Here is a 19,766-nt window from a genome sequence, read left to right as displayed (position 1 = left end):
CCGGGCTCCGCAAGGGTGATCGGGCCCGGTGGGGCGGGTGGCGAGCCCGTCCCACCGGGGTGTTGCCGAATCAGGAGAGGGTGAGGGTCAGCACCGCGCTGTAGTCGCCTGCCGCAGCGGACGCCGGAACCCCGAGCTGGAGTTCGGCGCCACAGGTGAAGGTGCCGTTGCTCGCGCCGGTGGCCGAGGTGCACAGCGCACGTGCCGTGCCCAGGCCGGCACCGGGCGCGGCGGGTGCGCCCGGGGTGACCACGCCGGGGGTCCCGGCGAGGCCGTCGACGCCGACGGTGGCGCTCGGCGTCCAGCCGAGGTTGTCCGCGGCGATGGTGCCGCCGCTGGCCGAGGCGAAGTCGGCGACCTGCCCGACCAGGCTCCAGCCGGCGTTGGTGCCGCGCAGGTCGGCCACGGTGGCGGCGTTCAGCGCCCCGGTGGTGACCTGCCCGTTGCTGACCGCCGGCAGGGTGACCGAGGAACCGGTCACGCCGAGGGTCAGCGCACCACCGGTGACGGTGGTGGTGATCTGCTGGCTGGCGTCGCCGCCACCGGCCGGGGTACGGCTGAACGTCACCGGGGTGAAGGTGTCCTGGCTCCGGTCGGCTGCGCCCCGGGCGGCGAAGGTGATCACATAGCACTGGACCTTCGTGCAGTCGACGGACGTGCCGGTGCGGTCGGTGTAGACCGCGCTGATCGGCAGGGTGGTGCGGAACGTGCCGTCGGCGTTGAGCCGGTCGCGGGCCTCGGTCGGCTCGTTGGACTTGTTGACCCACTTGGTGACCTGGAGGACGCCGGCGTTCGTCCAGTGCTCGTCGACCTTGCGGCCGAAGGAGACGTAGATCCCCGCCGCCCCGTTGGCCTCCGGGTCGAAACCGCTGCCGGTGACCGTGATCGTCGCCCCGGCCGGATCGAGCCCGGTGGCCGGGGTGACGCCGACCGCCGGGCCGGCCGGTTCGCCGCCGCCACCGGTGGAGAAGGTGAACGACAGCGGGTCGAGTGCGGAGCCGGCGGAGTAGAAGCCGTTGAACGCCGAGGCGCCCTCGGCGGTCAGCGTCGCCGCCAGGTCGGTCGCGGTCACCGTGCCGCCGCTGCCACCGGGGTTGCCGTCGGTGACGGCGATGGTGGCGATGGTGGCCTGGCGGACCGAGACCGGCTCGGCCGCCGTGGTGGTGAGGTCGACGTCCGCGGTGACGGCGGCGGTGCCACCGGTCACGACGACCGTCGGGTTGGCCAACGAGATGGTGAAGAAGTGCGCCGGGTACGAGAAGACGATCTTCCCGCCGTACCGGGCGTCGATGGCCCCGGTGCCGGCGTCGTGCGTCCCGCCCTTCGCCGGGAAGGTGAAGGTGCCGTCGCTGTTGATGCTGGCGCCCTCGCTGGCCGCGATCGGCGGGTTGCCGTTGCCGGTGTTCAGGTAGGCGCGGAACGATGCCTTGAATCCCCAGGCCAGGCTGCCGGAGCGGATGTCCGCCCCGGCGGCCTGGGCGGGGCTGACCCCGACGAGTGCGGCCGACGCGCCGAGCAGGGCGACCGCCGCCCACCGCGCCGACCGCCACCGACCGGTGCCGGTGCTGGATCTGACCATGCTGCTCCCTCTGTTGTCCCCAATACGGACAGTGGTTGAGGTTAGGCAAACCTAACTACCACAGCACAGTGGGCGGTGGGTTGAAGATCTTGACCCGAAGAACCCCTTGTGAACTGCGGATCTCTCGCTTAGGTTAGGCAAACCTTAGCTACGGTCGGTGTGTCAGCCGGCCCGATCAGTCATGTGGGGAGCCTGATGCGAGCACTGCGTCGCGCCGTCCTGACCGCCGCCCTGATCACTGTCGGTGTCGGCCTGCTGCCGATGTCGGCCCACGCCGGCACCGGTCGGGGCGCCACCGGGCAGACCCTCACCGTCACCCCGAGCGCCGGGGTGGGCCGCAACGGGGCCACGGTGACCGTCACCGGCAGCGGATACGACGTCACCAAGGGCATCTACGTCGCCTTCTGCGTGGACAACGGAGCCGGCGTCGCCCCCAGCCCGTGCGGCGGCGGAGCCGACACCACCGGCAGCACCGGCGCCTCGCACTGGATCTCCTCCAACCCACCCTCCTACGGGGAGGGCCTGGCCGTGCCGTACGGCACCGGAGGCTCGTTCCGGGTCAGCCTCACCGTGGCCACCCGCATCGGCGACGTGGACTGCACCGTCCGCCGGTGCGTGGTCGCCTCCCGGACCGACCACACCCGCACCGCCGACCGTTCCCAGGACGTCCGGGTGCCGATCACCTTCGCCGCCGCGCCCACTCCGGCGCGTACCACCGCCGCCGCCCCGGCGACCACCGGCGTCGGCGGCGGCACCGGTCGGACCACCCCACCGGCGGCGGCACCGACCGGCGGGGCCGCCGCGCCCACCGGCGCGGGCCCGGCGGCGACCGCCGACGGGAGCGTCCCCGCCGGGGCCGGTGGCGGGACCGACCAGGCGGGCCGGGTCGGGCAGACCGACCAGGCGCAGGTGACCCGGGTCAGCGCCGCCTCCGACACCGGACGCTGGTGGCTCGCCGTGCTGGTCGTACCCGTGCTCGGGGTGGCGCTGCTCGCCGGCCTGCGCCGTCGTCGTCGCCGGGCCACGTCGTGACCCGACGCGCGCTGCCGCTCGTCCTGCTGCTGCTCGTCGGTGGCCTGACCGCCTGCACCGACCCGACGGCGCAGGCGCAGCCGACCGCACCGACGTCCTGCGGCCCGGTCACCGCCACGCTGCCCGACACCGACGTCACCCCGCTGGTCCCGCCGCCGACCCCGGTCCTGCCGGTGACCGTCACCTCCACCGACGGCGTCGCCAGCACGGTCACCGATGCCACCCGCATCCTGCCGGTCAACCTCTACGGGTCGATCGCCGAGATCGTGTTCAGCCTCGGGCTCGGCGGCAACGTCGTCGGCCGGGACACCTCCACCACCTTCCCCGCCGCCGCGCACCTGCCGGTGGTCACCCCGGCCGGACACGACCTGTCCGCCGAGGCGGTGCTCGCCCTCGCCCCCACGGTGATCCTCGCCGACGACAGCATCGGTCCACCCGAGACGCTGCGGCAGCTGCGCGCCGCCGGTATCCCGGTGGTCCTGGTCGCCGCCGAGCAGAGCCTCGACGCCGTCCCCGCGCACGTGCGGGCCATCGCGGCGGCGCTCGGCGTCGGCGCGGCCGGCGACCGGCTGGTCACCCGGATCGAGGCCGAGATCGCCGCCGCCCGCGCCGCAGTGCCCGACGGCCAGGCCCCCCGCGTCGCCTTCCTCTATCTGCGCGGCACCGCCGGGGTCTACCTGATCGGCGGGCGGGGCGCCGGCTCCGACGCGATGATCGAGGCGGCCGGGGGAGTGGACGCCGGCACCGCGATCGGTCTGGCGAAGTTCCGCCCGCTGACCAGCGAGGGCCTGATCAACGCGGCCCCGGACGTGCTGCTGGTGATGAGCGGTGGGCTGAAGTCCGTCGGCGGCGTCGACGGCCTGCTCAAGCTCCCCGGGGTGGGGCAGACCCCGGCCGGGGCCGCCCGTCGGGTCGTCGACATGGACGACGGCGTCCTGCTTACCTTCGGCACCCGATCCGGGCGGGTGGTGCGGGCCCTGGCCGACGCGCTGCACTGCCGGACTCCCCGGTGACCGCCACCGACATCCGACCGGCCACCGGGGAGACCGCAGCCGGCCGCGACCGCCGCCGTCGGGGCCGTCACGGACCGGTCCTGCTCGCCGGGCTCACCGCCGGGCTGCTGCTGGTCGCCCTGATCGCCGCCGGCCGGGGGCAGGTGGCCGTCTCCCCGGCCGAGGTGCTCGGCTCGGTGCTGCACCGCCTCGGCCTGGACCTCGGCCCCCGGCCCGCCGCCCCGCACGGCGAGAGCGCGCTGTGGCTGGTCCGCTTCCCCCGGGTCGCCCTCGCCGCAGTGGTCGGCGCCGCGCTCGGCTGTGCCGGTGCGGTGATGCAGGGGGTGTTCGGCAATCCGCTGGCCGAGCCGGGCGTCATCGGCGTCTCGGCGGGCGCGGCGGTCGGCGCGGCGCTGGCCATCGTCACCGGTGTCACCGTCCTCGGTGGCTGGACGGTGCCCGCCGCCGCGTTCGCCGGTGGCCTCGCCACCACCTGGCTGGTCTACCTGCTGGCCCGCTCCGGCGGCCGGACCGAGGTGGTCACCCTGGTGCTCACCGGGGTAGCGGTCAACGCCGTCGCCGGTGCCGCCATCGGGCTGCTGATGTTCGTCGCCGACGAGTCGGGCGTGCAGGCCATCGCCTTCTGGAACCTCGGCAGCCTGGCCCAGGCGAACTGGTCGGCGGTCGCCCTGGCCGCGCCCTGCCTCGCGGTCGGGCTGCTCGCCACCCTCGCCGACGCCCGCCGGCTCGACCTGCTCGCCCTGGGTGAACGGTCCGCCCGCCACCTCGGGGTCGACGTGGAACGGCTACGGGTCCGGATGATCGTGGTCACCGCACTGCTCGGCGCGGCGGCGGTCGCCTTCACCGGCATCATCAGCTTCGTCGGCCTGGTCGTGCCGCACCTGGTCCGGATGGTCGCCGGCCCCGGGCACCGGCTGCTGCTGCCGGCCAGCGCCCTCGGCGGCGCGATCGTCGTCATCGTCGCCGACCTCGCCGCCCGGACCCTCGTCGACTACCAGGAACTGCCGTTGGGGGTGCTGTCCGCGATCGTCGGCGGCCCCGCCTTCTTCTGGCTGCTGCGCCGCACCCGCGACCGCGCGGGAGGCTGGGCATGAGCGGGGACGGCCCCCGGGAACGGGACCGCCGCCGACGGGTCCGGCTGCGGCTGACCGGCCGCCGGTCGGCCCCCCGGACACCGGCGCCGGCGACACCGGGCGGCACCCGGGTCCAGGTCACCGGGGTCCGGGTCGAGCGCGCCGGCCGACCGGTGCTCGACCAGGTCGACCTGTCCATCCGCGCCGGTGAACTGCACGCCCTGGTCGGCCCGAACGGCGCCGGCAAGTCCACCCTGCTGGCCGCCGTCAGCGGTGACCTGCCGCTCGCTGCCGGGACCGTCGAGGTGGACGGTCGTCCGCTGGCCGAATGGTCGGCCGTGGAGTTGGCGATGCGCCGGGCGGTGCTGACGCAGCGCAGCACCCTGAGCTTTCCGTTCGCGGTGGTCGAGGTGGTCCGGATGGGCCGGGCGCCCTGGGCCGGCCGTCCGGAAGAGGCCCACGACGATGCGGTCGTCGCCGAGACCATGCGACGCTGTGACGTGATCCGGTTCGCCGCCCGCCCCTTCCCGTCGTTGTCCGGGGGCGAGCAGGCCCGTGCCGCCCTGGCCCGGGTGCTGGCCCAGCAGGCCGGGGTGCTCCTGCTCGACGAACCGACCGCCGCCCTCGACCTGCACCACCAGGAGCTCGTCATGCGGATCGCCCGGGACCGCGCCGACGCCGGCGACGCGGTGGTGGTCGTGCTGCACGACCTCGCCCTGGCCGGGGCGTACGCGGACCGGATCACCCTGCTCGCCGACGGGCGGGTACGCGCCGCCGGCCCCCCCGACACGGTGCTGACCGCGCCCCTGCTCAGTGAGGTCTACCGGCACGACATCGAGGTCGTGCCGCACCCCGACACCCGCCTGCCGCTGGTCGTGCCCCGCCGTCGGGGCCCCGCCCGGAACACCCCCCTCACGGAGGAATAGATGGACACCCCGCCCATGCCGTTCTCGGCCCGGCTGCGGGCCGCCACCCAGGGCGCCCACGCCGCCGCCGAGAGCCAGCGCTACGTCTCCGCGCTGGTCGCCGGTGAGCTGGACCTCGCCGGCTACGTCGACCTGGTGGTCCAGCACCACGCCCTCTACCAGGCGTTGGAGTCGGTCGCCGGGGTGATGCGCGACGACCCGCTCGCCGGTGGGTTCGTCGACGACGCGCTGACCCGGCTGCCCGCGCTGGAGGCGGACCTTAGCCGGCTGGTCGGCCCGGACTGGGCGTCGCGCACCGCGCCGAACCCGGCGACGGTGGCCTACGCCGACCGGATCCGGGCCGTCTGCGGCACCTCCCCGGTACGGTTCATCGCCCACCACTACACCCGCTACCTCGGTGACCTCTCCGGCGGCCTGTACATCGGACGGGCGGTGTCCCGGCGGTACGGGTTGACCGACGGGTCCGGAGTGGCGTTCTACGCCTTCGACCAGATCACCCGGCCGAAGGCGTACAAGGACGCGTACCGGGCGCGGTTGGACGCCCTGCCGATGAGCGCGGCCGACGAGGCGGCGCTGCTGGACGAGGTGCTGGTGGCGTACCGGCACAACATGGCGGTCTTCTCGGCCCTGGCCCGGCACGTGCCGGACGGCCCGGACGCCACGGAGGCGGTGGCGTGACCGGGCAGCCGTTCGACGCCGACGTCGTCCGCGCGGTCAGCCGGCACATGAACGACGACCACGCCGGGGACGCGCTGCTGATCTGCCGCACCCTCGGTGGCTGCCCGGACGCCAGCCGGGCGCGGGTGACCGGGCTGGACGCCGACGGGATGGACTTCGCCGTCACCCTCGACGACATCGAGGTGCCGGTGCGGGTTCCGTTCGCCCACCGGCTCACCGAGCGGGCCGAGATCCGCCGGGAGGTGGTCCGGATGTACGAGCAGGCGTGCGCCGCGCTCGGCGTGCCACCGCGCCGGGCCGGCTGAGCACCCGCCGGCGTGCCACCGCGCCGGGCCGGCTGAGCACCCGGCGGTGGGGCGTCGCGGGGCCGGCCCGCGCCGGGCCGGCCCCACGGGCGGGGCCGACCCGGTCAGGTCGTGCCCGGGTGGGGTGGGGTGGGCGCCGCCGGACGGCTCAGCTGCTCCGGCAGCGGCTTGCTGTGCAGGATCACCAGTTCTCCGACGGCCCGGGTCAGGGCGACGTAGAGCCGGTTCATGCCCCGGGGTTCGGCGGCGACGATGTCGGCGGGTTCGACCAGCACCACCCGGTCGTACTCCAGGCCCTTGACCTGGCTGACCGGGACCGCGTGTAGGGCGTCGGCCAGGTGGTCGGGGGCGATGACGGTCCCGGTCTCCCCGGCCACGGCCGCGGCGAGGTCGTCGACCCGGCGGATCTCCAGGCTGCCGCCGGGCCGGAACGACCGGGTCGGGGCGATGCCGGGCGGCAGGGCCCGGGCCGCGAAGTCGGCGATGACCTCGGGCACCCGGTAGCCGGTGGGCAGGTCCAGCGTTCGGGCGGTCCGCTTGCCGAGCCGTTGCACCAGCTCCGGCCACGAGCCGCAGGCCAGCGGATGGGTCGCCTGACCGAGGTCGCCCACGATGGTCATCGAGGCGTACTCGGCCCGTCTGGCGATCATCCGGCACTCCATCGGCGACAGGTCCTGCGCCTCGTCGAGGATGACGTGCTGGTAGGCGTCCTCGACGGGATCCTCGGCCTCGGCCACCGGCAGCGGCTCGGCCAGCACCGGAACGTAGCCCTCCTCGCCGTACGGGTCGAAGCCGTCGACCCAGCCCACCACCTGGTGGCCCTCCCGCAGGATGATCGCCGCCGCCCAGCGCTGGGCACCCCAGTGGCCGCTGTCCAGCGACTGCCCGGACTGCGCCATGGGGGTGGCCAGGCCGGGAGCGAAGAGCTGCCACCCGTCGGCGAGGCTCGGGCTGAGCACGAAGGTCTCGGCCAGCCGGGTGCCGCTGCCCAGTTCCCGGCGCTGCCACTCGGGCCGGACCTCGGCGACCCGTGGCGGCCGGCCCAGGATCTCGGCCAGCTCGTCGAGCAGCGGGACGTCGTCCACCGACCATCCGCCCCGCTGGGCGGGGAGGACGTCCTGCGGGGTCAGTGCCGGCCACCAGGCGGTCAGGAAGGCGTCGGGGACCTCCCGGCCGTCCAGCAGTTCCGCCAGCACCGTCGCGGCCTGCGGCCGGGCGGCGTTGGGGGCGATCCCGGCGGCCTCGCACCGGCGGCGGATTTCCCGGCGGGCGCGCGCCAGGTCGTCGGCGTCGAGACCCCACAGCCGGTCCGGCACGTTCGGCGGGGTGTCCCAGGCCAGGTCGGTCAGCACCCGCACCATCCGCAGGTCACCCTTGGTGCGGGCCACCTCGGCGCTGTCCCGTCGGGTCGCCACGACACCGTCGAACAGCTCACCGATCGCGCGCAGGTGGACGCTGTCCTCGCCGAGACCGGGCAGCACCCGGCCGATGTAGGCGGTGAACACCGTGGACGGGCCGACCACCAGCACCCGGCCGTCGGCGAACCGGCCCCGGTCGCGGTAGAGCAGGTAGGCGGCCCGGTGCAGGGCCACCTGCGTCTTGCCGGTCCCCGGACCGCCGGTGATCAGGGTGACCCCGTGGGTCGGTGCCCGGATCGCCTCGTCCTGCTCGCGTTGGATGGTCGAGACGATGTCGCGCATGTGTGCGCCGCGTTCCCGGGTCAGCGACGCGAGCAGGGCACCCTCGCCGACCACCCCGTCGACGGGCGTGGTCGACAGCACCTCGTCGTCGAGGCCGACCACGGTACGCCCGGCGCAGGTGATCACACGGCGACGGGTGACCCCGAGCGGTTCGCCGGGGGTGGCCCGGTAGAACGGTGCGGCGGCGGGGGCCCGCCAGTCCACCACCAGCGGCTCCCGGTCGGCGTCGCGGACACCCAACCGACCGATCCGGTACGTCTCGTCGTCGTCGAAGTCGAGCCGGCCGAAGACGATGCCCTCTTCCTGGTCGTCGAGATCGGACAGCCGGGTGGCGGCACCCAGCACCATGGCGTCCCGCTCGACCAGGCCGGCGACCGGTCCGCCGCCGGCCCGCCGGTGCCCCTCCTCGTTCAGCTGTCTGGCCTGCGCTCGCATGACCTCCAGGCGGGCGTACACCGCGTCGACCACCTGTTGTTCGATGGCGATCTGCCGGGCTGTCTCGGACACGTGCTCCCCGTTCTCCCGCCGGCCGGTCCGGCGTGGACCGGTCGAGCGTAGGCGGGTCCCCGGGGGCAAAAATCGTTATCCGGGACGATCTGGGCGGCTTGACCGGCGCATATGATGAATGTGGCGGCAGGGGACGGATGCTCCGTTTCCGGGGATCGAGCGCTGCGACGCGACCCCCCATCTCACCGGCCGGACGCCGCCCCGGCGGCCCCGGTCGGACGATCACTCGTTCCACGGCGTGGGCCACTGTTTGTCTGAGACCTGGTTGGCCCTCACTCGGCCCGGGCCGCACTGCGCCGCCCGGCTGGTCGGGCTCGACCTCGACCGGGGCACCGACGCGGAACTCGCCGCCGTGCGTGCGGCCCTGGTGGCGCACAAGGCGGCATCTTCGTCAACCCGGGCTCGACGTCACACGTCTTCAGTGTCTCCCCGGCGGCGAGCCGGGCCGTGTTGGATCTGCTCTACGCCCACCTCACCGAGCCGGAGCACCTGGTCCGGGGGACCGTTCCCGGGGGGCCGGGCGACCTGTGGCGTCCGCCGGTGGCTTGATCACCGGTGTCCGACCTGCTCGCATCCCGGCGCGACCCTGTCGTCGGACGGGTGGGACCCGGGCGCGGCTGCGGTGCCGGCCGCGGCGGACCGGGTGTGACCGGGGGTCCGTCACCGAACGGGGATCGGTCGGGGTCGGCCTGGGTCGGGTGGTCCGTCGAGCTGCGGACCGGGATCGTGCTCGCTGCGGTACCCGCCGTCAGCGGGTCTTCCTGGTCGCCCGTTTGCGGGGCGGGGTCAACAGGTCGGCGATCGCGCTGATCGCGGTGGGCACCGTGCGGTAGTACGCCCAGACCCCGCGCTTCTCGCGTTCGATCAACCCGGCCTCGGTGAGGATGCGCAGGTGGTGACTGACCGTCGGCTGGGACAGGCCGAGCGGCGCGGTGAGGTCGGTGACGGACGCCTCGCCCTCCGGGGCGGACTGGATGAGGCTGAGCAGTCGCAGGCGGGCCGGGTCGGCGAATGCCTTCAGCACTCCCGCGAGCCGTTCCGCGTCGGCACGTTTGATCGGCTCGCCGGCCAGCGGCGAGACCACAGGTGTATTGATTTTCGCAGCTCCCACGTCCGCCATCATGGCAGCAAGTGCCCCGTCCGACCGCTGGATCGACAATCGGCCGGCACGAATTCGCGGATCGGGTGACTCCTGCCGGCGAGTCGGCCGACCCGCCGTGGTGGGAGTGGACGACACCCGGGGGCGGGGGCACAGGACGTCACTCCCGTGCCCCCGCCCCCGGGTCGCCTGCCTGCCGCTTCCCGGTGGCGCAGCCGTTCAGCGGCCGGTCCGTTCAGCGGGCGGTCCGTTCAGCGGGCGGTGCGGCCGGCGGGCGGCCCGGGTCAGCGGGCGGTGCAGGTGGGTGTCAGCCCGGACCCGCTGCCGTTGCCCTGGAAGCCGAATTCCGCCACCTGGCCGGCACCGAGCTGGCCATTGTAGCTGACGTTGGTGAAGCGCACCGTGCCGGTGCTGCCGCTGGCGGTGGCGTTCCAGGTGTTGGTGACGCTCGCGCCACCGGGCAGGGTCGTGCTGACGGTCCAGCCGGTGGTGCCGGAGGAGCCGGCGGTGACCCGTACGGAGGCGGTGAAGCCCCCGGTCCACTGGTTCACCGTGACGGTGGCGGAGCAGCCGCTACCGCCGGGCGGTGGCGTGGTCGGGGTCGCGGGGGGAGTGGTGGGGGTGGCCGGGGGAGTGGTCGGCGGCGGCGTGGTGGGCGGCGTCGTGCCGTCGAACTGGGTGAAGAAGCTCCACACCACCGGTCGGGTCCAGGACTTCTCGCCGGGCGCGTAGGGGTCGGCGGTGCCGTCCACGGCGTTGGGGGCGTGCCCGCCGTCGAACGGCGCCCAGGCGACCGGGTATCCGGCCCGGCAGCCCGAGTAGTAGGTGATGGTGTGCGTCAGGCTGCCCTGCGCCGGCTCCGGCGGGTTCTGCGGGGTGCAGCCGTTGTTGCGGACGAACCGGTCGCGCAGCGACCGCCCGGTCGCGATGGGGAGCACGCTGTCCCGCAGCCCGTGGATGCCGATGTACGCGATCGGCTGGGTGCCGCCGTTGCAGCCGCTGAGCTGGCCGCCGGAGTAGACGGCGACGGCGCGGAAGACGGTGGCGCGGGCGCAGGCGATGGCGTAGCTCATGCCGCCGCCGTAGCTGAAGCCCATGGCGAACCGCTGGGTGGTCTCGACGCACAGGGCGGACTCGATCTGGCGCATCATGTCGTCGACGAATGTCAGGTCCCGGTCGCCGCTGTTGGCCCAGCCGTTGCCGATGCCCTGCGGTGCGACGAAGATCGCGCTGTTGTTCGACAGCGCCCGGATGCCGTAGTACGACCAGGGATAGCCGCTGGTGCCGCCCGAGTCGACGTCGTTGGCGGTGCCACCGTTCCAGTGGAAGCCGAAGATCAGCTTGTAGGGGTGGTTGCGGTCGTAGTTGTCGGGGATCCGCAGGATGTACGAGCGGTTCTGGCCGCCGCTGGAGATGGTGCGGTTGCCGCTGGTCAGCGTGGGTGCCTTGCCGCAGCCGGCGGTCGCCGCGAGCGGGGTGACGTCGTTGGCGTACGCGGGCGGGCTGGCTCCGGCGGTGATCGCGGCACCGCCCAGCGTGAGGGCGAGCGTCGCCGCTGCCGCGACGATGCCGGCCGCGAGTCGGTGTCTCGACATCAGGGGAACTCCTTCGACGTCAGCGTGGTGGTGGGGGGTGTGACTTGCCCGCCTGCCCGGCGCGGACGGCGGCGGTCGTGGGGTGACCCGGTCGCGCCGGTGGTGGGTCACCGGATCGGGACAGGCGTTCACATTCATCGATGATTACGAACGTAATCCGTATGACGTATGATGTCAACGAGCGGGCGGTCGGTGGTGGCCACGGAGCGGGTCCGAGGCGTGCCGGTCCGGAGCCCGGCCAGGCGGGCACCGGGTGCGCGACGACGGGGCCGGCGACGCGGACCGGTCCGCATCGCCGGCCCCGTCGTCGTGGGCCCGTGCCGGCGTCAGCCGGGAGGGTGGTTCACCAGGTCAGGGGCAGGGTGTTGACGAACCGGGTGAGCGCGCCGGCGAGGAGCTGGTCGTCGCGGCGGGAGGGGTGCCAGTCGCAACCGAGCTTGTCCAGCCCCAGCGCGTTGTCGTCGTAGTAGAGCGAGCGGATCCGGGTGTCGCCCCGGCTGGTGCGGGTCTGCACGATCTGCTGGACTGAGCTGGCGAGCGCCGTGGTGGGGGACAGGTCGGGGTAGGTGAGCACGATGAACGTGTCGGGGCCGTACCGGCTGCGCAGCTTGTCGATGAACGCCAGGTAGGCGGTCCGGTAGTCGGCGGCGAGCTGGTCGACGGTGGACCAGCGCTCACCGGGGTTGAGGGCGGTGGAGAAGTCGTTGATGCCCAGCCCGACCACGACCAGCTGCGGCTTCCAGGTGCCCGGGTTCTGCCACGTCGTGCTGTTCCACAGGGCCTGGAGATCGGTCTCGTAGTAGGTGCGGAAGTTGTCCGTGCCGCCACCGTTGTAGTTGCGCACCATGCCGAGGCCGGACCAGGCGATGAGCTGGTAGTCGGCGTTCAGGCTCTGCGCGGTCAGCGCGCCGAAGGTGACGTCGGCGTTGGAGTTGCGGGTGACCCCGCCGTTGCTGTTGCAGTCCCGGGTGGTCGACATGTTGCCGTACCCGGCGGTCCAGGAGTCGCCGATGAACTCGATCTGCCGACTGCGCGGGGCGGGTCTGGCCAGGATCGCACCGCCGGAGGCGGCGACCAGACCACCGAACTCGCCGGCGGCCCACGGGCTCTCGGTGCGCTTGGCCAGTCGTACGGTGTGCTCGGTGTTGGCGAGGTTGCGCACCCAGTAGGTGGTCCGACCCGGGGTGACCAGGGTGGCGACGGTCGCCCCGTCGATCTGCACGACGTAGTCGTTCTGCGCGTCGTTGAGGACGATCCCGACCCCGGTGCCGCGGAACCGGCCCTCGAAGTAGACGCCGGGCCAGGTGTACTGCGCGCTGCTGCCGACCGCCTTGACCCGCCCGACCGTCGACGTCTGGTCCAGCGCCCCGGATGCCGGCGGCGCGGTGGTCGGCGGCACCGTCGTGGGCGGCGCGGTGGTCGGTGGTGCGGTGGTGGGCGGCGTGGTCGTCGGCGGCGCGGTGGTGGGCGGCGCGGTCGGGCTGGTGGTACGCCCGGTGCACGGCACCCCGTTGAGGGCGAAGTCGACAGGCACCGGGTTCGCCGCGTTGTTCCATGAGGCGCCGAAGCCGAACTGGGTGCTCGCCCCGGAGCCGAGGGTGCCGTTCCAACCGGCATTGGTGACCGTGACCCGACCGGCGGACTGGGTCACCGTGCCGTTCCACAGCTGGTCGATCACCTGCCCTGCGGAAAAGGACCAGGTCAGCCGCCAACCGGTGAGCGGATCGCCGAGGTTGGTGAGGTCGACGCTCGCGCCGAACCCGCCCGGCCACTGGTTCGTGACCGTGTAGGTGACCCGACAGCCGGCAGCTGCCTGGGCGGGTACGGTGCCGACGAGCGCGGCAGTGGCGGCGACGGTGGCGGTGGCGAACAGCGACACCGCCAACCGGAACCGGGAACGGGTGAGTCGCATCGATGGTCCTTCCGCGAGGGTGGCGGCGACTGTTGTCGGCCGTGGTTCGGGGCGGCTGCACCGGATCTCCCGTTCGGGGCGGTGGCCGCGCAGGCGTCGAGGGGATGCGCCGGGTGGTGGCGTGCCGCCAACGGCCCTGATCCGCCGTCGGTCGACTCGCGTCTGTTGGTGTCGTGCGGTGTCTCGTCCGCAGCCAGCCCGGCTCCGCAGGCATTATCCCGCCCGGCTTTCACGTCCGTCAATCGAGACGGTCGTCGTGCGGGGCGTCGGCCGGTGGCGTCCCGGCCGTACCCGGACCGGAAATTTAGCGAGATCCATCTATATTGACGTCGGGCGTCGGCAGCGGCAGGATCGCGGCACCACCCCCGTGATCTGCCCTGGAGGCGTCATGCCCCGTCCCCGTCTGCCGCTGCTGCGGGCCGCCACCCGGACGGTCGCGCTCGCCGCGGCCACCGCCGGTGTGCTGTCCGTCGCCGCCGCGCCCGCCACCGCCGCCGTCCCCACCGGCCGCTACGTCGCGCTCGGCGACTCGTACACGTCCGGTCCGCTGATCCCCACCCAGGTCGACCGGAACTGCCTGCGCTCCAACCGCAACTACCCGTCCCTGGTCGCCGCGTCCGCCGGCTCCTCGTCGTTCACGGACGTGAGCTGCTCCGGGGCCACCACGGACGACATCCGCTACGGCAGCGGCACGCTGCCCCCGCAGCTCACCGCGGTCACCCCGGACACCGCCCTGGTGACGGTGCAGATCGGCGGCAACGACATCGGCTTCTCCAGCATCATCGGCGACTGCGCGCAGGCGAGCTTCAGCAGTCCGCTCGGCTCGCCGTGCAAGAACCTCTACACCGCCGGCGGCACCGACCAGTTGCAGGCCCGGATCACCGCCACCGCGCCGAAGGTGACCGCCGTGCTCCAGGCGGTCCGCCAGGCGGCGCCCGGCGCGCGGATCGTGGTGCTCGGATACCCGGCGATCGTGCCGGACTCCGGGTACGGCTGCTGGCCACTGGTCCCGATCGCCTACCAGGACGTGCCGTACCTGCGGGGGGTGGCCAAGTCGCTCAACGCGATGCTGGCCGGTGCCGCCGCCGCCAACGACGCCGTCTACGCCGACGTCTACACCCCGTCGATCGGACGCGACACCTGCAAGAGCAGCGGCACCCGGTGGGTGGAGGGGCTGCTGCCGGAGAACGCCGCCGCGCCCTTCCACCCGAACGCCCGGGGCGAGCAGGGCATGGCCACCGCACTGCTGGCCACCTTGGACGACTGAACCGACCGCACCCTGCTCACGCCGGTACGGCGGTGCGTCCGCCCGGCGGGGACCCCCCGGTCCTGAGCTGTCGGATCCCGGAGTCGGGGCCGACGTCATGACCGGGGGGCCCGCCGTTGCGGGGGACACCCGTCAGGCCACGGCGCATTCCTGGCCGTTGAGGGTGAACCCGGTCGGCTTGGCGTTGCCGCCGGACCAACTGGAGATGAAGCCGAAGTTGGCGCTGCCACCGGGGCTGATGGTGCCGTTCCAGCCCACGTTCGTGGCGGTGACCTGGGCCCCGCTCTGCGTGTAGGTGGCACCCCACGCCTGGTTGAGCTGCTGGCCGTTGGCGAACGACCAGCGCAGGCTCCAGCCGTCGACCGCCGTGGTGCCGGTGTTGCGGACGATCACCTCGGCCTGGAACCCGTCCGGCCACTGGCTGCTGATCGCGTACGTGACCTGGCAGGACGCGGTCGACGGCGGCGGCGTGGTCGGGGCCGGGGTGGTCGGGGCCGGCGTGGTGGGCGTCGGGGGCGGGGTGGTCGGGGTGGGGGTGCTGGTCGCGCCGCTGACCCGGTAGACGACCGTCCCGTGACCCGGCACGCTGGCCGAGATGGCCCCGGAGGTGGTGCTGGTCGTGTTGGCCCACGCGTCACGCAGGGTGAACGAGCCGCCCGACAGCCCGATCGCGGCGGCGGTGGTGCTGATCGTGGTGGCGGCCGTCCCCTGGTTGAACAGGGCGACGGCGACGTCGCCGTTGGCGAGCCGCTTGGCCAGCACCCGGCGGGTGCCGTCGAAGGAGACCTGGCTGGCCTGGAGCGCGAGCGGGTCCTGGCTGATGCCGAGGAGATTGGCGTTCTTCAGGATCGTCTGGGTCGCCGCGTTCATGTTGCGCAGGTCGTTCCCGGCGATCATCGGTGAGGCCAGGATGGCCCAGAGCGCGAAGTGGCTGCGCATCTCGGTGTCGGTCATGCCACCGCGGCCGACCTCCATCATGTCCATGTCGTTGAACGCGCCGGGCTTGGCCCGCGCCGCGAGCGGCACGGTGACGTCGACGATGTTCTGGATGCCCATCGGGTAGCCGTTGGTCTGGCCGCTGTTCCAGGTGTTGGTGATGTCCTCGGTGGTGCGCCACATGTTCGACACGTCGCCCCAGTTGCGCTGCGGCCCGGTCTTGGAGTGGATGCTGTTCGAGTTGATGCTCAGCACGATGGGTCGACCGGCCGCGGCCAGCCCGTCGCGCATCTTGGCGAAGGCCCGCACCTGGTCGTCGATGCTGCCGCTGGGCGAGCACCAGTCGTACTTCAGGTAGTCGACGCCCCAGGCGGCGAACTGCCGGGCGTCCTGGGCCTCGCGGCCCTGGGAGCCGGTGGCGCCGGGGTAGGAGTTGAAGTACTGGGCGCAGGTCTTGTCCAGCGGCGCCTGGTAGATGCCGAACTTCAGCCCCCGGGCGTGGATGTAGTCGCCGAGCGCCTTCATGCCGGAGGGGAACCGGGTCGGGTCACCCTGGAGGTTGCCGGCCGAGTCCCGGTTCGGGTTCATCCAGCAGTCGTCGACCACGACGTACTGGTAGCCGGCGTCCTTCATGCCGGAACTGACCATCGCGTCGGTCATCTGCCGGATCAGCGCCTCGCTGATGTTGCAGCCGAAGGTGTTCCAGCTGTTCCACCCCAGCGGCGGGGTGCGGGCCACCCCGTTGTCCAGGGCCAGCGCCGGGGAGGTCCGCAGCACCACCGCCGGGCCCGCCACCAGCAGCAGCCCGGCCGCCAGGGCGGTCAGCAGGCGACGCCTGCGGGTAGATGGTCTTCTCATGTTCTTCCGTCCGTTCCACTCGGGGATCATGTGTGCCGGCAGGGGGCGGGACGCGTCGTCGCCACCTCGGCCGGCCCGGGGGCGGACCGAGGCGGCGACGACACGTCCGGTGCCGGTCAGCTCGTGGTGCAGGTGAGGTTCGTCGGCGCGTTGTTGGTGCCGCTCACCGTGCCGATGAAGCCGAACGTGGTGGAGGCACCGGCGGCCAGCGCCCCGTTGTAGTCGACGTTCTTCACGGTCACGTTCGCGCCGCTCTGGGTGTGCGACCCGCCCCAGATCTGGCTGACGGTCTGTCCGTTGGGGAACGTCCAGGACACCGTCCAGCCCCGGATCGCGGTCGCGCCGGCGGTCACGGTGACCTCGGCCTGGAAGCCACCCGACCACGAGCCCGTCACCGCGTACGTCGCCCGTGCTCCCGAGGGTGCGGGCGAGCTGGTGGTCGGGACCGGGGTCGTCGGCGGTGGGGTCGTCGGCGGCGGGGTGGTCGGGACGGGGGTGGTCGGCGTGGGGGTCGGAGTCAGCGTCGGGGTCGGCGTCACGCCCGGCCGGGCCGCCCGGTAGGTGTGCCCGGCGCGGACGGTGAACTGGACGACGTCGGTCTCCGGGCGGGTGGTGGCCGGTGCGCTGCCGTCGGCGACATCGACGAGGGTGAAGCTGCCGGTGAACAGCCGCGACCGCACCCGCAGCGTGCCGTCGCGGTCGGCGCGGATACCGATCTCGTCGGGCTGCCCGCTGCTCCACGCCACCCCGACGGTGTAGCCGCCGCGCCCCCGCAGGCCGGCGACCTGGCCGGTGGGCCAGGCGCTGGGCAGCGCGGGCAGCACGTTCAGCTCACCGGTGTGGCTGTGCAGCAGCATCTCGGCGATGCCGGACGTGGCGCCGAAGTTGCCGTCGATCTGGAACGGCGGGTGCAGGTCGAACATGTTCGGGGCGAGCCGGTCGGTGCGCACCAGGTCCTTCAGCAGCTTGTGGGCGCGGGCGCCGTCCTCCAGCCGGGCCCAGAAATTGATCTTCCAGGCGAGGGACCAGCCGGTCCCGTCGTCGCCCCGCAACTCCAGGGTCTTGCGGGCGGCCTCGTACAGGGACGGGGTGCCCCGCTTGGTGATCTGGTTGCTGGGGTGCAGTCCGTACAGGTGCGAGACGTGCCGGTGGTTCCGCTCGGTCTCCACCCAGTCGGCCAGCCACTCCTGCACGTTGCCCCGCGAACCCACCCGGTTCGGGGGCAGCCGGTCCTTGGCGGTGCGTACCTGCGACCGGAAGGTGGTGTCCACGCCGAGGGTCTCGCTGGCGCGGGCGGCGGCGTCGAAGAGGTCCCGCAGGATCTGGTTGTCCATCGTCGGCCCGGCGCAGACGCTGGCGTTCGAGTGGTGCGGCAGCTCCGGTGAGTTCGACGGGTTCGTCACCAGGTAACCCAGCGTCGGGTGGGCGACCAGGGTGTCGAGGAAGAACTGCGCGGCGCCCTTGAGCGCCGGGTAGTTGGCCTGGAGGAAGCCCAGGTCACCGGTGAACAGGTAGTGGTCCCAGATCAGGGTGCCCAGCCACGCGCCACCGGTCTGCCACATGCCCCACAGCGCCCCGTCCACCACCGACGCGCCCCGCCAGGCGTCGGTGTTGTGGTGGGTGACCCAGCCACCCGCGCCGTACTGCGCCTGGGCGACCCGGGCACCGGTCACCGTCAGGTCCTTGACCATGTCGAAGACCGGCAGGAAACACTCGGCGAGGTTGGTGGTGTCGGCCGGCCAGTAGTTCATCGGCAGGTTCGCGTTGATCGTGTACTTCGAGTCCCAGGACGGCGTCAGCGAGTCGTTCCAGATGCCCTGCAGGTTCGCCGGCTGGGTGCCCGGCCGCGACGACGAGATGAGCAGGTACCGCCCGAACTGGAACAGCAGCGCGGCGAACTGCGGGTCGTTGCTGCTCGCGTGCTGGGCGATCCGTACGTCGGTCGTCTGGTCGGCCGCGGCCGTCCGACCCAGGTTGATGCTCACCCGGTTGAACAGCGCCTGGTAGTCGGCGAGGTGCCGGCTGCGCAGCTGCTCGATGGCGACGCCCTTGGCGGCGTTGAGCCGGGTGCGGGCGATGCCCTGGTAGTCGCCGTTGACGGTGCGGTAGTTGACGTAGCTGGAGCCGATCGAGATCAGGATGGTCACGCTGGTGGCCCCGGACACCCGCAGGGTGCCCCCGGAGCTGCTGACCGTGCCACCGGTCGCGGCGGCGTTGGCCAGGGCCAGGAACCGCACCGAGCCGGTGACCCCCTCCTGGCTGCCGGAGATGCCGTCCAGCCCGATGGTGGCGGAATCCGGGCTCGACACGGTGGTGCGCTGCGGGCTGTCGAAGGTGGCGGAGAACGTGATCGCGTTGGCCCGGTCGGCGGTCAACCGCACCACGATCACCTGGTCGGCTGCGCTGGCGAACACCTCCCGCTGGTGCCGTACCCCGTTGAGCAGGTAGGTCGTGGTGACCGTGGCGGTGGTCAGGTCGAGGGTCCGGACGTACTGGCTCGTCCCGCTGGCCGAGCCGAAGGCCAGCCGCAGGTTGCCCACGGTCTGGTAGGCGAGCTGGCCGCCCGGGTTGCCCATCATGGTCTGGTTGATCAGGTCCTGCGCCGAGGTCCACTGGTCGGCGAAGACCCGCCGCCGGATCTCGGCCAGGTTGGCCGCCCCCCGGGTGTTGGCCGAGTCGTACGGGCCGCCGGCCCAGACGGTGTCCTCGTTGAGCTGGAGCCGCTCGGTGTCGACGTTGCCGAACACCATCGCGCCGAGCCGTCCGTTGCCGATCGGCAGCGCGCGGAGCCAGTCGGTGCCGGCTCCCTCGTCGTACCACAGGGCCAGGTCGTTGGCGGCCAACACCTGGGGCGGTGCGACCGAGTCGGCGCGGGCGGTGGCGGTCCAGGCGACCGGGACCAGCGCGGCACCGGCCCCTGCCGCTCCTGCCTTGAGGACGTTCCTTCGGGTCACTTCAGACATGATCACTCCCAGCAGTGCGGATCAGGGACGGGTGCGGGTGGGGGGACGGGCGTCGCCGCCGGGCCGGGTGCTCAACCGTCACGCCCGGCCCGCCGTGGCCGGCGCATCGGTGCTGGCCGGACGTCGTGCCATGGCATGACTCCTGTCGGTGCTACGCAGTGGTGGTCCGACCGCAGGGCAGGGTGGGACGGCCGTCGTCGTGGTCCCGGGACGGGGACACGGCCGATCGCCAACCGGCCCGAGTCGGTGTTTCGATCAGCCGGCGACGGGATACGCCGCTGTGAGCGTTAACAGGTGCGGCCCCTCGCACCCTGACGTCGACA

14 protein-coding genes are annotated in these 19,766 nt (G+C 73.1%); 7 read left to right on the top strand and 7 right to left on the bottom strand.

What is annotated here, in order from left to right; translation table 11 throughout:
• Positions 1–70: 70 nt before the first annotated feature.
• The gene (locus tag AB0K25_RS29670; protein WP_363823798.1) at positions 71–1,579 is read right to left on the bottom strand and encodes an HtaA domain-containing protein; all 1,509 of its coding nucleotides are present in this window, start codon (positions 1,577–1,579) and stop codon (positions 71–73) included.
• 195 nt (positions 1,580–1,774) lie between these two features.
• On the opposite strand from AB0K25_RS29670, the gene AB0K25_RS29665 reads away from it, so the two are divergent.
• The 6 genes from AB0K25_RS29665 to AB0K25_RS29640 are packed head-to-tail and all read left to right on the top strand — an operon-like array spanning position 1,775 to position 6,606.
• Positions 1,775–2,611, top strand: coding sequence for a hypothetical protein (locus tag AB0K25_RS29665; RefSeq protein ID WP_357534204.1), 837 nt, complete (start codon positions 1,775–1,777; stop codon positions 2,609–2,611).
• The gene (locus AB0K25_RS29660) at positions 2,608–3,624 is read left to right on the top strand and encodes an ABC transporter substrate-binding protein (protein ID WP_308290803.1); all 1,017 of its coding nucleotides are present in this window, start codon (positions 2,608–2,610) and stop codon (positions 3,622–3,624) included. Before AB0K25_RS29665 ends, AB0K25_RS29660 begins: the two co-directional genes overlap by 4 nt.
• On the top strand, positions 3,621–4,718 hold the full coding sequence (locus AB0K25_RS29655) for an iron ABC transporter permease (RefSeq protein WP_219463004.1): 1,098 nt from the start codon (positions 3,621–3,623) through the stop codon (positions 4,716–4,718). The genes AB0K25_RS29660 and AB0K25_RS29655 overlap by 4 nt, the downstream gene beginning before the upstream one ends.
• Positions 4,715–5,623, top strand: coding sequence for a heme ABC transporter ATP-binding protein (locus tag AB0K25_RS29650; RefSeq protein ID WP_357534208.1), 909 nt, complete (start codon positions 4,715–4,717; stop codon positions 5,621–5,623). Before AB0K25_RS29655 ends, AB0K25_RS29650 begins: the two co-directional genes overlap by 4 nt.
• Positions 5,624–6,301 (top strand): biliverdin-producing heme oxygenase, encoded by a 678-nt coding sequence (locus AB0K25_RS29645; protein WP_357534210.1) that lies wholly within the window; start codon positions 5,624–5,626, stop codon positions 6,299–6,301. It begins immediately after the preceding gene.
• On the top strand, positions 6,298–6,606 hold the full coding sequence (locus tag AB0K25_RS29640) for a DUF2470 domain-containing protein (RefSeq protein WP_307799991.1): 309 nt from the start codon (positions 6,298–6,300) through the stop codon (positions 6,604–6,606). The genes AB0K25_RS29645 and AB0K25_RS29640 overlap by 4 nt, the downstream gene beginning before the upstream one ends.
• A gap of 104 nt (positions 6,607–6,710) precedes the next feature.
• On the opposite strand, the gene AB0K25_RS29635 is transcribed toward AB0K25_RS29640, so the two are convergent.
• The 4 genes from AB0K25_RS29635 to AB0K25_RS29620 all read right to left on the bottom strand — a co-directional run bounded on the left by AB0K25_RS29635 (position 6,711) and on the right by AB0K25_RS29620 (position 13,419).
• Positions 6,711–8,813: a UvrD-helicase domain-containing protein gene (locus tag AB0K25_RS29635; RefSeq protein WP_357534212.1), complete on the bottom strand. Its 2,103-nt coding sequence runs from the start codon at positions 8,811–8,813 to the stop codon at positions 6,711–6,713.
• Positions 8,814–9,561: 748 nt separating this feature from the next.
• The gene (locus AB0K25_RS29630) at positions 9,562–9,933 is read right to left on the bottom strand and encodes a metalloregulator ArsR/SmtB family transcription factor (protein WP_219463000.1); all 372 of its coding nucleotides are present in this window, start codon (positions 9,931–9,933) and stop codon (positions 9,562–9,564) included.
• 263 nt (positions 9,934–10,196) lie between these two features.
• Positions 10,197–11,507, bottom strand: a complete 1,311-nt coding sequence (locus tag AB0K25_RS29625) for a cellulose binding domain-containing protein (protein ID WP_357534215.1) — start codon at positions 11,505–11,507, stop codon at positions 10,197–10,199.
• Positions 11,508–11,850: 343 nt separating this feature from the next.
• The gene (locus tag AB0K25_RS29620; protein WP_219462998.1) at positions 11,851–13,419 is read right to left on the bottom strand and encodes a cellulose binding domain-containing protein; all 1,569 of its coding nucleotides are present in this window, start codon (positions 13,417–13,419) and stop codon (positions 11,851–11,853) included.
• A 388-nt stretch (positions 13,420–13,807) separates the two neighbouring features.
• Between AB0K25_RS29620 and AB0K25_RS29615 the strand changes: the two genes are divergently transcribed.
• Positions 13,808–14,686: an SGNH/GDSL hydrolase family protein gene (locus AB0K25_RS29615; RefSeq protein WP_208570836.1), complete on the top strand. Its 879-nt coding sequence runs from the start codon at positions 13,808–13,810 to the stop codon at positions 14,684–14,686.
• Between the two features lie 132 nt (positions 14,687–14,818).
• Here AB0K25_RS29615 and AB0K25_RS29610 read toward each other — a convergent pair whose 3' ends face one another.
• On the bottom strand, positions 14,819–16,480 hold the full coding sequence (locus AB0K25_RS29610; RefSeq protein ID WP_357534219.1) for a cellulose binding domain-containing protein: 1,662 nt from the start codon (positions 16,478–16,480) through the stop codon (positions 14,819–14,821).
• 116 nt (positions 16,481–16,596) lie between these two features.
• Positions 16,597–19,443, bottom strand: coding sequence for a glycoside hydrolase N-terminal domain-containing protein (locus AB0K25_RS29605; protein ID WP_219462995.1), 2,847 nt, complete (start codon positions 19,441–19,443; stop codon positions 16,597–16,599).
• Positions 19,444–19,766 lie beyond the last annotated feature (323 nt).

Source organism: Micromonospora sp. NPDC049257 (assembly GCF_040678915.1).
Lineage (GTDB): Bacteria > Actinomycetota > Actinomycetes > Mycobacteriales > Micromonosporaceae > Micromonospora > Micromonospora antibiotica.
The sequence above is the reverse complement of the archived record's forward strand: the minus strand, read 5'-3'. Positions and strand labels throughout refer to the sequence as shown.

Excerpts from the sequence above, each read along its gene's own strand:
- AB0K25_RS29610 (WP_357534219.1), bottom strand. The coding sequence starts at position 16,480 with ATGAGAAGACCATCTACCCGCAGGCGTCGCCTGCTGACCGCCCTGGCG.
- AB0K25_RS29670 (WP_363823798.1), bottom strand. The coding sequence starts at position 1,579 with ATGGTCAGATCCAGCACCGGCACCGGTCGGTGGCGGTCGGCGCGGTGG.
- AB0K25_RS29615 (WP_208570836.1), top strand. The coding sequence starts at position 13,808 with ATGCCCCGTCCCCGTCTGCCGCTGCTGCGGGCCGCCACCCGGACGGTC.
- AB0K25_RS29645 (WP_357534210.1), top strand. The coding sequence starts at position 5,624 with ATGGACACCCCGCCCATGCCGTTCTCGGCCCGGCTGCGGGCCGCCACC.
- AB0K25_RS29620 (WP_219462998.1), bottom strand. The coding sequence starts at position 13,419 with ATGCGACTCACCCGTTCCCGGTTCCGGTTGGCGGTGTCGCTGTTCGCC.
- AB0K25_RS29630 (WP_219463000.1), bottom strand. The coding sequence starts at position 9,933 with ATGGCGGACGTGGGAGCTGCGAAAATCAATACACCTGTGGTCTCGCCG.
- AB0K25_RS29605 (WP_219462995.1), bottom strand. The coding sequence starts at position 19,443 with ATGTCTGAAGTGACCCGAAGGAACGTCCTCAAGGCAGGAGCGGCAGGG.
- AB0K25_RS29625 (WP_357534215.1), bottom strand. The coding sequence starts at position 11,507 with ATGTCGAGACACCGACTCGCGGCCGGCATCGTCGCGGCAGCGGCGACG.
- AB0K25_RS29650 (WP_357534208.1), top strand. The coding sequence starts at position 4,715 with ATGAGCGGGGACGGCCCCCGGGAACGGGACCGCCGCCGACGGGTCCGG.
- AB0K25_RS29665 (WP_357534204.1), top strand. The coding sequence starts at position 1,775 with ATGCGAGCACTGCGTCGCGCCGTCCTGACCGCCGCCCTGATCACTGTC.